The sequence below is a fragment of the Nonomuraea sp. NPDC050536 genome (genome assembly GCF_044457685.1).
Taxonomy (GTDB): Bacteria; Actinomycetota; Actinomycetes; order Streptosporangiales; family Streptosporangiaceae; genus Nonomuraea.
The window spans coordinates 58,842-72,518 of the sequence record NZ_JBITHD010000038.1 but is presented as its reverse complement, the minus strand read 5'-3'; the positions used below and the strand labels follow the sequence as shown (position 1 = coordinate 72,518).

The following is a 13,677-nucleotide window of genomic DNA, read 5'->3' as shown; positions in this document are numbered from 1 at the left end:
GGCCATCAAGACCATGCGCGACACCGGCCGCGACATGCTCGACAAGTACAAGGAGACCTCACGCGGCGGCCTGGCCGTCAACGTCATCGAGTGCTAGCGGCGCACGTGGACGCGGACGACGGCGCCCAGCTCGCCGTTGCTCACCTCGCGGCGGATACGGCCGACCAGGTCGCCCTCCAGCTTGCCCACCACCGCCCCGACGTCGGCGGCGGCCGGGCAGGTGAGGGCGACCCGCAGGCGGTCGTCCTCGCCGACGACGCGGACGCCGGCCCGGTTGATGCCCTCGATCTCCTTCAGCCCGATGCACAGCAGCGCCGTACCGGTGCCCGTGCGGGTGCCGCGGCGGCCCCAGCCCAGACACAGCAGCAGCCAGCGCAGGCACACCAGCGACAGCAGCAGCATGCCCAGCGCCCCCACCCACAGCACCCACGAGTGGTCGGCCGCGAGCTGCGCCGTGCGCTCCGGGAGGATCTTGCCGCGGGGTGACAGGCCGGGCAGATGGTCCAGACCGCGCAGGTACCCGAAGGTCCCCACGGCCAGCAGCACCCCTCCGACGACCGCCAGCCCGATCCGGTTGCCCGAGTACTGGCGCATCCTCATCACAGGCCCCTTCTGCGCAGGCGAACCACGACCTCACCCGCGCACAGCGCGCCCACGCCCGCCAGCCTGTCGCCCACCGCGGTGCCGACCTGGCGCAGCATCGCCCCCGAGCTCTCCGGCCCGGTCATGACCGTGACCTCGATGGTGCGGCGGCGCAGCCGTACGGTCGCCCGCTCGACCCCGTCCACCTGCTGCGCCACCGCGCGGAGCGTACGGCGCAGCCCCACCCGCGTGATGCCGATGACGATCAGCGGGTCGCGCGTCTCCACGGGCACCAGCCGCGACCGGCCAGGCAGTACGGCCAGCAGCAGCAACCCGGCGCCCGCGATGGCCACCATCAGCGCCGCGTACCCCAGGTCCCACCAGGTGTGCTGCCCGGCCAGGTCGATCACGTCGTCCACCGGCACCAGCCCCAGCGGCTTGCCGAACAGCGCGGAGACCACCTCCGCGCCCGTCAGTCCCAGCCCGGCCGTCAGCGTGAGCGCCACCACGACCCCCGCCGGCGTCCTGGCGGGTTTCAGCACCCGGTTCGCCCTGCGGAGGGGCGTGTCCTGCTGGGAGATCGCGGCACCGGGCAATATCTGCTGAAGCGTGGTCATCACATCGACCAGAGGTACACGGACCCGGTAACCGCTGGACCGCGCCCCCGCCGCCGATTTGCCGGATCATTACGCTCGCATCACTACACGTGTGTGTAGTACGCTACACGTGTGTGTAGCCAGCGAGACCCTGACGACCTCACCGCCCGCGCCCGGATCCGCGAGGCCGCCCTCCAGCAGTTCGGCGAGCACGGCTTCGAGCGCGCGACGATCCGCGGGATCGCCGAGGCGGCGGGGGTGTCGTCGGGCCTGGTGCGCCACCACTTCGGCGCCAAGGAGGCGCTGCGCGACGCCTGCGACGAATACCTGGTCAAGGCCCTGGTCCAGATCAACGACCAGGTCAGGGCCGCCCCCAACCCGCCCGACGTGAACTACCTGGCGGTCGCGAGCGCGGCCTTCGGCCCGTACCAGCGCTACGTCGCCCGGGCACTGACCGAGGGCCGGGCGGCGCCGCTGTTCGACAAGCTCGTCGAGCTGGGCGCGCAGTGGCTGGCGGATCTCGACGCCAAGCGCCCCGACCCGCCCACCGTCTCCCGCGAGGCCCGCGCGACCGTGGGCGCCGCGATGGCGCTGTCGGTGTCCGTCCTCCACGAGCACGTCTCCCGCGGGCTCGGCGTCGACCTCTCCTCTCCCGAGGGAGGCGACCTGCTCGCCCGAGTCATGCTCGACCTCTACTCCCACCCCTATCTCACCCCCGAGGAGGCCGCCGAGTACCTCGCGCACCTCCCCGCCCCAGAATCGAGAAAGGCGCACGATGACTGACCCGATTGCGATACGCGGTTTGGTCAAACGGTTCGGCCGCACCACGGCCCTCGACGGGCTCGACCTGACCGTCCACACCGGCGAGGTACACGGCTTCCTCGGACCGAACGGCGCGGGCAAGAGCACCACCATCCGCATCCTGCTCGGGCTGCTGCGCGCCGACGCCGGCACCGCCAGGCTGCTCGACGGCGACCCGTGGGACGACGCCACGACCCTGCACGGCCGCCTGGCCTACGTGCCGGGAGACGTCACGCTCTGGCCGGGCCTGTCCGGCGGCGAGGTCATCGACCTGCTGCTCCAGCTCCGCGGCAGCGCCGACCGCGCCAGGCGCGACGAGCTCGTCGAACGCTTCGACCTCGACCCGCGCACCAAGATCCGCGCCTACTCCAAGGGCAACAGGCAGAAGGTGGCGCTGATCGCCGCCCTGGCCTCCGACGCCGAACTGCTGATACTCGACGAACCCACCTCGGGCCTCGACCCGCTCATGGAGGTCGTCTTCCGCGACGTCGTCCGCGAGGAGCAGCAGCTCCGCGGCCGCACCGTGCTGCTGTCCAGCCACATCCTCGCCGAGGTCGAGGCGCTGTGCGACCGCGTCACCATCATCCGCGACGGCCGCCAGGTCGACTCGGGCAGCCTCGCCGAGCTGCGCCACCTCACCCGTACCTCCATCAGGGCGGAGCTGTCCGGCCCCGCCGACGGGCTCGCCCGGCTGCCCGGCGTGCACGACCTGCGGATGGACCACGGCACGGTCCGCTTCGACGTCGAGTCCGGCGCCCTCGGATCCGTGCTGTGCGCCCTCGACTCGCTCGGCGTGCGCGGCCTGGTCAGCGGGCCTCCCACGCTCGAGGAGCTGTTCCTGCGCCACTACGAGGCGACCCGATGAACGGCAGGCTCGTCCGGCTGGCGCTGCGCCGCGAACGCGCCATCGCGCCCTGGTGGATCATCCTGCTCGGCGTCATGGCGCTCGTGATGGTCTCCTACATCAGGCGGAACATGGGCACGCCCGAGAAGATGGCGGGCTACGTCGAGGTGATCAACCACAACAGCTTCTTCCGCGCACTCGGCGGCGGATCCGTCGTCGCCGACCTCGGCTTCATGGCGGCCTGGCGCAGCGGCGGCTTCCTGTACGTGATGAACGGCCTGGCCGCCCTGATGGCCGTCATCCGGCACACCCGCGCCGACGAGGAGACCGGCCGCACCGAGCTGATCCGCGCCGGCGCTCTCAGCCGCTTCGCGCCCCTGACCGCCGCGCTGCTGGTGGCGGGCGGTGTCAGCCTCGCCGGCGGAGCCGTGCCCGCCCTCCTGCTGATCGCGATCGGCCTCGACCCGGCAGGATCGCTGGCCTACGGCGCGGCCATCGCCGCCGCGGGCTGGGTGTTCGGCGCGATCGCGGCCGTCGCCGCCCAGCTCGCGAGCACCGCCCGCACGGCCAGGATCATCAGCCTGACGGTCCTCGGCGCCGCCTACATCCTGCGCTACGCGGGCGACGCGACAGGGATGTCCTGGATGAAGGACATCTCGCCGATCGGCTGGAGCCACCTGGTCGTGCCGTACGGGGGCGACCACTGGTGGGCCCTGGCCATCCCTGTCGCTGCCGGCGCGGCCCTGGTCGCCCTGGCGTACCGGCTGCTCGGGCGCAGGGACCTGGGAGCGGGCCTCATCCCCGAACGCCAGGGGCCGGAGACCGCCCCCGCACTGCGCGGACCGATCAGCCTGTCGTGGCGGCTGAACCGCGGCCTGCTGCTGAAGTGGGGCGCGGGCATCGCCGTCTTCGCCGCGGCCGCCGGCGGCGCCAGCACGATCGCCGGCCAGCTCGCCAACGCACCCGGCGGAGTGGGCGACCAGCTGCTGCGGGGCTTCGGCGGCAGGCCGGGAGCGCACGCGATCGACTACGGGATCTGGGCCCTCATCCTCATCTTCGCGCACGTCATCGCGCTGTATCCGGTGCTGATGGTGCAGCGGCTGCGCGCCGAGGAGACCTCGGGCAGGGCCGAGGCCGTCCAGGCCACCCCGGTCACCCGGCTCAGGTGGGCGCTTGGCCACCTGGTGATCACCGGGCTCGGCACCGCCGCCCTGTCGGCCATCGCCGGGCTCGTCTTCGGCACGCTGTTCGCCCTCCTCGTGGGCGACCCCTCCTCCGACATCACCCGCATCCTGGCCGGGACGCTGCAGACCGTGCCCGGCGCCTGGCTCGTCGGCGCCGTCTGCCTGTTCGCCTACGGCCTGCTGCCGCGCGCCGCCGTACCCGTCTCGTGGCTGGTCTGGGTCGCGGTGGCGGTGCTCGGGCGGGTCGCCGGGCCGCTGTACGGGCTCTGGGGCGGCACTCCGTTCGAGCCGTTCCACTACGTCCCCGACACGGTGGCGGGCGAGCCGTTCACCCCCGTGCCCGCACTCATCATGATCACACTGTCTGCCGCGCTCCTGGCCGGCGGCCTGCTCGCGCTGCGCCGGCGCGACTTCGGATAAATATGAACCTAGCTCATATTCATTTGGCCCTCATGCCGTTACGCTGGCGGTATGGACGACCGCCAGCGCTACGACCGCGCCACCGCGGACCTCGAGCCCCCCTTCGCGATCCTGGACCTGGCGGCCCTGCGGGCCAACGCCGCTGATCTCGTACGGCGGGCCAACGGGAAGCCCATCAGGGTGGCCAGCAAGTCGATCCGGTCACGCCCCGTGCTGGAGCGGATCCTGGCGATGGACGGCTTCCGCGGGATCATGGCCTTCACCCTGCCCGAGGCGCTCTGGCTGGCCTCCCGCGGCCACCGCGACATCCTGGTTGCCTACCCAACGGCGGACCGGGAGGCCCTGGCCGACCTGGCCTCGGATCCCCGCTTGTGCGCCGAGATCGCGCTCACCATCGACTCCCCCGAGCACCTGGACTTCATCGAGGCGGCGGTCGAGCCGGTGACCGCCCGCGCCGAGATCCGGATATGTCTGGACATCGACGCTGGATTTGTGACCCTCGGCGGCAAATTCCGGGCGGGAGCCCTGAGGTCGACGATCCGCGAACCCGAGCAGGCCGCGGACCTGGCCGCCGACGTGTCCAAGCGGCCCGGGTTCCGCCTCGTCGGGCTGATGGCCTACGAAGCCCAGATCGCCGGCGTGGGCGACGCCCCTCCCGGCAACGCCGCCTTCGCCCGCGCCATCCGCCTCATGCAGGCACGATCCGCCAGAGAACTGATCATCCGCAGGGGACGCATCGTGAACGCCGTCCGCCAGGTCGCCGACCTGGAGTTCGTCAACGGCGGCGGCACCGGCTCGGTGGAACGCACCGTGCGCGAGAAGGCCATCACCGAGGTGGCCGCCGGGTCCGGGTTCTTCCATCCCCGGCTGTTCGACTTCTACCGCGGCTTCACCGGGCATCCCGCGGCGCTGTTCGCCCTTCCCGTCGTGCGCAGGCCCGGGCTGAACATGGTCACCGTCCTGGGTGGCGGCTACCTGGCCTCCGGCGCCGCGGGGCCCAGCCGGCTCCCGCAGCCGTACCTGCCCGCCGGGCTGCGCTTCTCCCCCGACGAGGGCGCCGGCGAGGTGCAGACTCCGCTGATCGGGCAGGCCGCCGAGGACCTGCGGGTGGGCGACAGGGTGTGGTTCCGCCACGCCAAGGCGGGCGAGCTCTGCGAACGCTTCGACACCCTCCACCTGATCGACGGATCCTCCATCGTGGACTCGGTCCCGACCTACCGCGGCGAGCGCAAAACCTTCCTGTAACCCGTCAGGAGTGCACGGCTCCCCGGCCTCCTGGTAGCCGGACGTTCCCGCGCGAGCACCTCACCTGGGCGCACGAGGCGCTCATACGCCGCCCCGTCACCCGCCGCGAGCTGCACACCTTCGGGCTCACCCGATACGGCGAGCCGCCCGCAGCCGTGCTTCCGCCCATGACCGACGCCGAACTGACCGGCCTCGTCCTGCGGGACCTGACCCAGCTCGGGTTCGTCGGTTGTAGACCGTATCTGGGGGTTCGGGGAAGCTCGCCGTACGGGAGCAGCGGTCAGCGGCGACGGCGGCGGAACAGGGCGATGGCGGCGCCCACCACCAGGACCGCGCCCACGCCGATGAGGATGGGCGCGAGGCTGGGAGGCTCCTCGTCCCACAGCCGGTCGGGGTCGTCGGCGCGCTCGACCGGACGGGCTGTGAGTCCGAGCGCGTCACCCACGGACGCCACGAACCCGGTGGCGCGCGACTTGACGTCGGCCACCGTACGCTCGGCGACCCGTTTCGGGCTCACCCGGTCGGCAATGGCGTCGACCGTTTGCGCCAGCTCCGCGCGCGTCCGCGCGATCCGCCGCTCCAACTCGTCGGGATCGCTGTCAGCCATGGCTCTCCTCTCGACCGCGCCCATTCCGCTGTGGTCGCGATCAGTCTGTCAGGTCACGGCGCCCCGCGGGACAGCGGGCGGGCCGGTAGGTTTTGCCTGGAGAACTCTGGAGGGCCTGATGACCGAAACCAAGCTCGCGCAGGGCGACGCGGCACCCGACTTCACGCTGCCGACGTCCGACGGGAACACCGTCTCGCTCGACGACTATCGCGGCAAGCGGGTGATCCTCTATTTCTACCCCGCCGCGATGACACCCGGGTGCACCAAGCAGGCGTGCGACTTCCGCGACAACCTGGGCCAGCTGACGTCCGAGGGGTACGTGGTGCTCGGCGTCTCGAAGGACAAGCCGGAAAAGCTGGCCAAGTTCGTCGAACGTGACGCCCTGACCTTCCCCCTGCTTTCGGACCCAGGCCTGGACGTCCACAAGGCCTACGGCGCCTACGGCCCGAAGAAGCTGTACGGCAAGGAGATGGTCGGGGTCATCAGGTCCACGTTCGTCATCGACGCCGACGGCAAGATCGACCAGGCCCTCTACAACGTGAAGGCCACCGGCCACGTAGCCTCCCTCAAGAAGAAACTCAACCTCGCCTGACACCGCGCGCTGGGCCCGGCTTTCTCTGTACGACCGTTCGGAGCGGAACGCTAGACTGAGCCGGGTCCCGATTCGGTGGGACCCGTGCGCGGGCGTGGCGAAATCGGCATACGCGGCAGGTTTAGGTCCTGTTGGTGGAGACACTGTGGGGGTTCGAGTCCCCCCGCCCGCACATCTGTCCCCCGGTTCCGCCCGGCGAACGTCGTGGTCTGGGAGTGACCAGCAGCCGAAGATTGTGGCGCCGATTGTCGAGCGGATCCCCGTTGATGTGGTCGACCTCGAGGATCAACGGCGCGCTCTGCCAGGTGTCACCCGTCCCGCATAGCGCACACACGCTGGGGACTCCCAGCCAGGCCAGCGCGCGCCGGAGCGCGGAACCCGGACTCCGCCCCGCCCCTGGCGGACGCCGGACGAGGATCGCGGCCGGGTCTCTCCAAGCACGGCGCAGCTCGGCACCGGCGGGTTCACGCCGGAAGTGGGCGGTGTCGATGCCGTGACCCGCCACAAAGCGCAGGATCCGCCGCCGGTTGGCCTCGCCGTACGGCAGGCCAAGCCGACGTATCACCTCGGCCACCGAGGTCGAGGCCGCCACGACCCGGCACACCTCTTCCCTGTCGAAGCTGAGCCGCCGGAAGCCGGCGGGCTCCGGCAGGCTGAGAGCGCGTAGGCGGCGGCGTAGTTCGTCGCGCGTGGCACTCCGCACGGGCAGGTGGAGACGCCGGAGCACCTCGCTCATGCTCCGGGCATCTCGCACGGCCGACGCCAGGCTCTCGCGGTCGATCGCGCCCAGGGATGTCCGCGATGGGCGCGAAAAATGCGCCGTGCTGAGCTGTGCCGCCTTTATCCGTCGGCTGATGTGGGCATGTGCGCCGCCGCTGCGCGGAGTGCCGAAGAGGGCCACCGCTTGAGCCGGGATGTCCAGCGCGACCCTGGGGTCAACGCGCGTGGAGGGGACGTGGCGAAGGGGCAACGGGAGGGCGGTCAGGGCGATGGGCAACCCGAAAAGGCCCGCAGTCACCCAGTACGCGTCGGCTTCGGGATGGGGGTAACCGTGGGGGGAGGTGGAGCCTGCCATCGCTGCACGTACGGCGGTGGATACCGGTAGGAGCAGGGGCCGGGCCCGCAGTCGTCGCGGAAGCGCTGCCAGCGCGGGTAGTAGTCGTACACGTAGCGATCCCCACGATGCACGAACCCGCTGATCACCGCCACGGCCCCGCCCCCGAGCAGCCCGCCGACGACGAGCCCGATCAGCCCTGCCAGGATGATCTGCGCCGTCTTCTGCCGCATGAAGTCGCGGAACCCGTCGCCCCGAGGGGGCGGTGGTGGAGCCGTTCGTCCCGCGGCGCCGGGCATCGTGTGACTCTCCTCGGCGCCCGCGCTCTGGGCCCCCGAAGGGGCCGGGCCGCGCGACGCTTCCTCTTCGTCGCGCGGCCCGACTTCGCGATCATGATCCGCCATCACGATCTCCCTTTACTCGCCCCGCAGGGGCGCTCCCACAACCAAGAGTGCCGTCACCCTCGTAAGACCCGTGTAAGACCTGGGTCGTAGACCCACTTCCCCCTCCAGACGGACCTAGCCGCGCCAGGGGTTACATATCGTGAGTGTGTGTTCGGCAGGGTTTGGGCCTGGTCCAAGAGCCACGGCATGCTGGTGGACGCCCTGCGGGTGGCCCCTCTCTTCGCGCTGTCCCTGGGTATGACGATCCCGTACAGCACCATCACGCCGCATGACCCAGGCGCGTACATCGGGGTGCCCGGCTATCTGGGCCTGTCCGCGCTGCTGCTGGCGCCGCTGCTGTGGCGGCGCCAGCATCCGCTGATCGTCTTCGCCGTCGTCACGCTGGCCAGCTTCGGCCAGTGGCTGGCCGGCGTCGACCCGCTGCCAGCCAACTTCGCGGTCCTGGTCGCGCTCTGGTCGGTGACCTACCGCTGCTCGTTCCGCTGGGCGCTGGCAGCGTGCGGGGTCACCGAGGTGGGCGTGTGGCTGGCGCTGGTGCACTGGGACCAGGTGACGCTCAGCCTGTTCTTCAGCGGCTCGATCCTGGTCGTCACGATCTGGATCACCGGCCTGTACGCCAACACGCGCCGCCGCTACCTGGAGAGTCTGGAGGAGCGCGCGGAACGCGCCGAGCGCGAGCGCGACCAGCAGGCCAGGATCGCCGCCGCCGCCGAGCGCACCCGCATCGCCAGGGAGTTGCACGACGTGGTGGCGCACAACGTCAGCGTCATGGTGGTCCAGGCCGACGGCGCGGGTTACGCCATCGACAGCGACCCGGAGCAGGCGCGGCTGGCCGTACGCAACATCTCCAAGACGGGCCGCGAGGCGCTGGCCGAGATGCGCAGGCTGGTCGGCGTGCTGCGCCAGGACGAGGAGTCCGGCACCGACTACCTGCCGCAGCCGGGCCTGGCCCAGCTGGAGGAGCTGGTACGGCAGGCCGGCGTGCCCGCCGAGCTGCGCATCGAGGGCGCGCCGTGCGACCTGCCCGAAGGCCAGCAGCTGGCGGTCTACCGCATCGTGCAGGAGGCGCTGACCAACGCGCTCAAGCACGGCGGTCCCGGCGTGAGCGGCCTGGTCGAGCTGCGGTACGGCGCGGCCGAGCTGACCCTCAAGATCACCGATGACGGCCGGGGCGCGGCGGCCCCCAGGAGCCCCGACGGTCATGGCCTGATCGGCATGCGCGAGCGGGTAGGCATGTACGGCGGCGCCGTGTCGGCAGAGCCGAGACAGGGCGGCGGCTTCGAGGTCCTGGCCAGGCTGCCACTGGCCGAGTGGAAGGCGGCGTAGATGATCCGGGTGATGCTGGTCGACGACCAGATGCTGTTGCGGGCCGGGTTCCGCATGGTGCTGGGCGCCCAGCCCGACCTGGAGGTCGTGGCCGAGGCGGGCGACGGCGCCGAGGCGCTGGAGAAGCTGGCCACCACCGAGGTGGACGTGGTGCTGATGGACGTGCGCATGCCACGCATGGACGGCGTGGAGGCCACCGCCCGCATCGACGGGCCCAAGGTGCTGATCCTGACCACGTTCGACCTGGACGAGTACGCCTATGCCGCGATCAAGGCGGGCGCCTCCGGGTTCCTGCTGAAGGACGTGCCGCCGGGCGACCTGCTGGCGGCGATCCGGGCGGTCCACGCCGGCGACGCGGTGATGGCGCCGAGCACGCTGCGGCGGATGTTCGACCGGTTCGCCGCCCAGTCGCCGGCCAAGGAGCCGGCGCCGGTGAGCGGCCTGACGCCGCGCGAGCAGGAGGTGCTGCTGATGGTGGCGCGCGGCCTGTCGAACCTGGAGATCGCCGCCGCGCTCGAGGTGGCCGAGGCCACGGTGAAGACGCATCTGGGCAGGAGCCTGGCCAAGCTGGGGCTGCGTGACAGGGCTCAGGTCGTGGTGTACGCCTACGAGGCGGGACTCGTGATCCCCTCTCGTCCGAACGGCTGATTCGGGTCATCTCACGGCCTACACGAAGTCCCTCCTCAGGGCCCATATTTCCTGAACATTCCGCCCGTAGCGTGGTTCGCGTTCTGAAGCCGACCAAGGAGTGAACGTGACCATCACCGAGACGCGACTCGCCGTCGTGGCCCGGAGCCTGACTAAGGTGTACGGGCAGGGCGACGCCCAGGTGCACGCCCTTCGCGGCGTGGACGTGGCCTTCGACACGGGCGCGTTCACCGCGATCATGGGGCCGTCGGGGTCCGGCAAGTCCACGCTCATGCACTGCCTGGCGGGGCTGGACACGGCCACCAGCGGGACCATCCGCATCGGGGACGTGGAGCTGACCGGGCTGACGGACAAGCAGCTGACGCTGCTGCGGCGGGAGCGGATCGGTTTCATCTTCCAGGCGTTCAACCTGCTGCCGACGTTGACGGCCGAGCAGAACATCCGGCTGCCGCTGGAGATCGCCGGGCGCCAGCCCGACCAGCTGCTGTTCGACCGGGTGATCGAGACGGTCGGGCTGAAGGACCGGCTGAGCCACAGGCCGACCGAGCTGTCGGGCGGTCAGCAGCAGCGCGTGGCCGTGGCACGCGCGCTGATCAGCAAGCCGCAGGTGATCTTCGCCGACGAGCCGACGGGCAACCTCGACTCCCGCAGCGGCGCCGAGGTGCTGTCGTTCCTGCGGGCGAGCGTGCGGGAGCTGGGCCAGACCATCGTGATGGTGACGCACGACCCGGTGGCCGCCGCCTACGCCGACCGCGTGGTGTTCCTGCGCGACGGCGAGCTGGTCAGCGAGCTGCTGCAGCCGACGCCGCAGTCGGTGCTCGACACGCTCGTGAAGCTGGAGGCGTAGGTGTTCAAGACGGCTCTGGCCGGACTGCGTGCCCACAAGCTGAGGCTGCTGCTCACCTCGCTGGCGATCACGCTGGGCGTCGGCTTCATCGCCGGCACGTTCGTGCTCACCGACACGATCCAGGCGGGTTTCTCGCAGCGGGTCACGGCGGAGGCCGACAAGGTGGCCGTGGCCATCGGCGTCAAGGACGCGGAGGCCGTACTGCCGAAGAAGCTGCTCGAGCAGGTGCGCGGTATCCCGGGGGTGACCGACGCGCAGGGCCTGATCAGGGCGAGTGCGCCGCTGCTGGGCAGGAACGGCAAGGTCGCGGGCAGCATGCCGACCACGGCGATCTCCATCGTGCCCGGCTCGCTCAACCGGACCACGATCGTCTCCGGCACCGGGCCAGGCAGCGACGACTCGGCGGTGGTCGTGGACAAGAACACGGCCAAGGCGCAGGGCTTCAAGGTCGGGGACACGGTCAGTGTGCTCGATCCGAAGCAGGGCAGGCACGAGTTCAAGGTCGTCGGTCTGTTCGACACGGGCGTCGACCAGGAGCTGGGCTTCACGGGGGCGCTCGGCTTCACGCAGGCCACCGCCGAGCGGATGACCGGGGCGAAGGGTTTCCGCGAGATCGACGTCGCCGGGTCCGATCCGGCCGCGCTCAAGCAGGCGGTCACGGCCACCGTCGGCAGGAGCTACACGGTGATGACCGGGCAGGAACTGGCCGGCGCCCTGGCCAAAGGTGCGGGGGTCAGCACCGAGTTCATGACCGCCGGGCTGCTGCTGTTCGGTGCGGTGGCGATGCTGGTGGCGGCGCTGGTCATCTACAACACCTTCAACATCCTGGTGGCCCAGCGGACCAGGGAGATGGCGCTGCTGCGCTGCATCGGGGCGACGCGCAGGCAGGTGTTCGGCTCGGTGCTGCTGGAGTCGGCCGTCGTGGGCCTGCTGTCGTCCGTGCTCGGCCTGCTGGCCGGATACGGGCTGGGCACGCTGGCCATGACACTGCTGCGCGCCTTCGACGCACCGCTGCCGACGGGGGCCGCCGTCTCGCTGGCGCCCAAGACGATCGCGATCGGGCTGGTCCTCGGGCTGGCGGTGACCGTGGGCGCGGCGCTGCTGCCCGCCCGTGCGGCGACCCGGGTGGCGCCCATCGCGGCGCTGCGCACACAGGTGGAGGAGCAGTCGTTCCGCACCGGGGTGCTGCGCATGGTGTTCGCCGGGCTGTTCCTGCTGGCCGGGATCGGCGTGACGGTCACCGGGGTGATGATGAATCCGGGCAGCCAGCTGCCGCTGTTCGTGGTGATGGGCGGCGGGGCGCTGACGTTCCTGGCCGTGCTCATCCTCGGGCCGGTACTGGTCAGGCCGCTGAGCGCGGTCGTCGGATGGATCCCGCGGCGGCTGTTCGGCGTGCCGGGCAGGCTGGCGGTCGACAACTCGGGCCGCAATCCGAAGCGGGCCGCGACCACCACGGTCGCGCTGACGATCGGCGTGACGCTGATGACGCTCATCTCGGTGATCACCGCCTCCACCCGGGTGACGATGACGGCCAAGCTGGACGACCAGTTCCCCATCGACTACCTGCTGGCGACACAGCAGCGTGACGCGGCCGTCCCGCGGACCATCGTGGAGGAGCTGCGCACCAGGCCTGAGCTGACCTCGGTGGTGGAGATCCGCGAGAAGGACGCCAAGATCGGCAAGCAGCCCACGTCCGTCGGCACGTTCTCCGGCCCGCTCAAGCCCGCCCTCGTCAGCGGCACCCTGCAGGGCATGGGCCCCGGCCAGGCGGCCGTCGACTCCAAGGCGGGAGAGCACCTGGGTGTACGGCTGGGCGGCACGGTCTCGGTGCGCACGCCCAAGGCGGGAACGGTCCCGCTCAAGGTCGTCGCGATCGTGGACGGAAGCGACTCGCCGTTGCCCGCGATCACGGTGGCGGAGCAGGTCTTCGAGGACTACTTCGGCAAGGTCCCCGACTCGCGGGTCATGATCAACATCAAGGACGGCGTCGCGCCGGAGCAGGCCCGCAAGGTCGTCGAGGCCGCGGCGGCCGCCTATCCGACGGTCCAGGTGACCAGTTCGACGGAGGTGCGCGGCCAGTTCGACGACTTGCTCGACATGGTCCTCATGATCGTCACCGGTCTGCTGGGTCTGGCCATCCTCATCTCCCTGCTCGGCATCGCCAACACCCTGTCGCTGTCGGTCCACGAACGGACCAGGGAGTCGGCCCTGCTGCGGGCCCTGGGTCTGACGCGCCCGCAGCTGCGCCGCATGCTCTCGGTGGAGGCTCTGGTCCTCGGCCTCATCGGCGCCCTGGTGGGCGTGGTGCTCGGCACGGTCTTCGGCTGGGCCGCGATCCACACGATGGTGGACGGCGCCCGCTTCTCCGCCCCGGTCGGCCAGATCGCCCTGTTCGTGGCGCTCTCGGGCCTGGCAGGCGTCCTGGCCGCCGTCCTGCCCGCCCGCCGGGCCGCCCGCGCCTCGATCGTCGGCTCGTTGGCGACGGGCTAGACCCCGACCGGCCTTCCCTGCCGGAAGGGAAACGTGA

13 protein-coding genes, 1 tRNA gene and 1 pseudogene are annotated in these 13,677 nt (G+C 71.1%); 10 read left to right on the top strand and 5 right to left on the bottom strand.

Going from position 1 to position 13,677, the window contains the following annotated elements; genetic code table 11:
- Positions 1-93: 93 nt before the first annotated feature.
- Positions 94-600 (bottom strand): hypothetical protein, encoded by a 507-nt coding sequence (locus ACIBHX_RS51050; protein ID WP_397076136.1) that lies wholly within the window; start codon positions 598-600, stop codon positions 94-96.
- Positions 600-1,199, bottom strand: a complete 600-nt coding sequence (locus ACIBHX_RS51045; protein ID WP_397076134.1) for a DUF6286 domain-containing protein — start codon at positions 1,197-1,199, stop codon at positions 600-602. Before ACIBHX_RS51045 ends, ACIBHX_RS51050 begins: the two co-directional genes overlap by 1 nt.
- Positions 1,200-1,310: 111 nt before the next feature.
- On the opposite strand from ACIBHX_RS51045, the gene ACIBHX_RS51040 reads away from it, so the two are divergent.
- From ACIBHX_RS51040 to ACIBHX_RS51025, 4 genes are read left to right on the top strand one after another with little or no spacing between them, the layout of a single operon-like run.
- On the top strand, positions 1,311-1,961 hold the full coding sequence (locus ACIBHX_RS51040) for a TetR/AcrR family transcriptional regulator (RefSeq protein ID WP_397076132.1): 651 nt from the start codon (positions 1,311-1,313) through the stop codon (positions 1,959-1,961).
- Complete coding sequence (locus ACIBHX_RS51035) at positions 1,954-2,844, top strand: ATP-binding cassette domain-containing protein (RefSeq protein ID WP_397076130.1); 891 nt, start codon at positions 1,954-1,956, stop codon at positions 2,842-2,844. Before ACIBHX_RS51040 ends, ACIBHX_RS51035 begins: the two co-directional genes overlap by 8 nt.
- Entirely contained in the window at positions 2,841-4,427 is a 1,587-nt protein-coding gene (locus ACIBHX_RS51030; RefSeq protein ID WP_397076128.1) for an ABC transporter permease, read from the top strand. The genes ACIBHX_RS51035 and ACIBHX_RS51030 overlap by 4 nt, the downstream gene beginning before the upstream one ends.
- A 51-nt stretch (positions 4,428-4,478) precedes the next feature.
- Positions 4,479-5,672 carry an amino acid deaminase/aldolase gene (locus ACIBHX_RS51025; RefSeq protein WP_397076126.1) on the top strand — a complete coding sequence of 398 codons (1,194 nt, stop codon included), beginning with the start codon at positions 4,479-4,481 and terminating at the stop codon, positions 5,670-5,672.
- Between the two features lie 280 nt (positions 5,673-5,952).
- Here the strand turns inward: ACIBHX_RS51025 and ACIBHX_RS51020 are convergent, their stop codons facing one another.
- Complete coding sequence (locus ACIBHX_RS51020; RefSeq protein WP_397076124.1) at positions 5,953-6,279, bottom strand: DUF3618 domain-containing protein; 327 nt, start codon at positions 6,277-6,279, stop codon at positions 5,953-5,955.
- A 118-nt stretch (positions 6,280-6,397) separates the two neighbouring features.
- Here ACIBHX_RS51020 and bcp point away from each other — a divergent pair, with 118 nt between their 5' ends.
- Positions 6,398-6,871 (top strand): thioredoxin-dependent thiol peroxidase, encoded by a 474-nt coding sequence (bcp, locus tag ACIBHX_RS51015; RefSeq protein ID WP_397076123.1) that lies wholly within the window; start codon positions 6,398-6,400, stop codon positions 6,869-6,871.
- Between the two features lie 88 nt (positions 6,872-6,959).
- Positions 6,960-7,043, top strand: a tRNA-Leu gene (locus ACIBHX_RS51010).
- Positions 7,044-7,094: 51 nt separating this feature from the next.
- Here the strand turns inward: ACIBHX_RS51010 and ACIBHX_RS51005 are convergent.
- A pseudogene (locus ACIBHX_RS51005) lies at positions 7,095-7,607 on the bottom strand (HNH endonuclease); the annotation flags it as partial.
- Between the two features lie 278 nt (positions 7,608-7,885).
- On the bottom strand, positions 7,886-8,329 hold the full coding sequence (locus ACIBHX_RS51000) for a hypothetical protein (RefSeq protein WP_397076121.1): 444 nt from the start codon (positions 8,327-8,329) through the stop codon (positions 7,886-7,888).
- Between the two features lie 147 nt (positions 8,330-8,476).
- Here ACIBHX_RS51000 and ACIBHX_RS50995 point away from each other — a divergent pair, with 147 nt between their 5' ends.
- The 4 genes from ACIBHX_RS50995 (at position 8,477) to ACIBHX_RS50980 (ending at position 13,640) form a co-directional block, all read left to right on the top strand.
- The gene (locus tag ACIBHX_RS50995; RefSeq protein ID WP_397076119.1) at positions 8,477-9,655 is read left to right on the top strand and encodes a sensor histidine kinase; all 1,179 of its coding nucleotides are present in this window, start codon (positions 8,477-8,479) and stop codon (positions 9,653-9,655) included.
- A complete protein-coding gene (locus ACIBHX_RS50990) occupies positions 9,656-10,303 on the top strand; it encodes a response regulator (RefSeq protein ID WP_397076118.1) in 648 nt (215 codons plus the stop codon).
- 106 nt (positions 10,304-10,409) lie between these two features.
- Complete coding sequence (locus ACIBHX_RS50985; RefSeq protein WP_397076116.1) at positions 10,410-11,150, top strand: ABC transporter ATP-binding protein; 741 nt, start codon at positions 10,410-10,412, stop codon at positions 11,148-11,150.
- Positions 11,151-13,640 (top strand): ABC transporter permease, encoded by a 2,490-nt coding sequence (locus tag ACIBHX_RS50980; RefSeq protein WP_397076115.1) that lies wholly within the window; start codon positions 11,151-11,153, stop codon positions 13,638-13,640.
- Positions 13,641-13,677 lie beyond the last annotated feature (37 nt).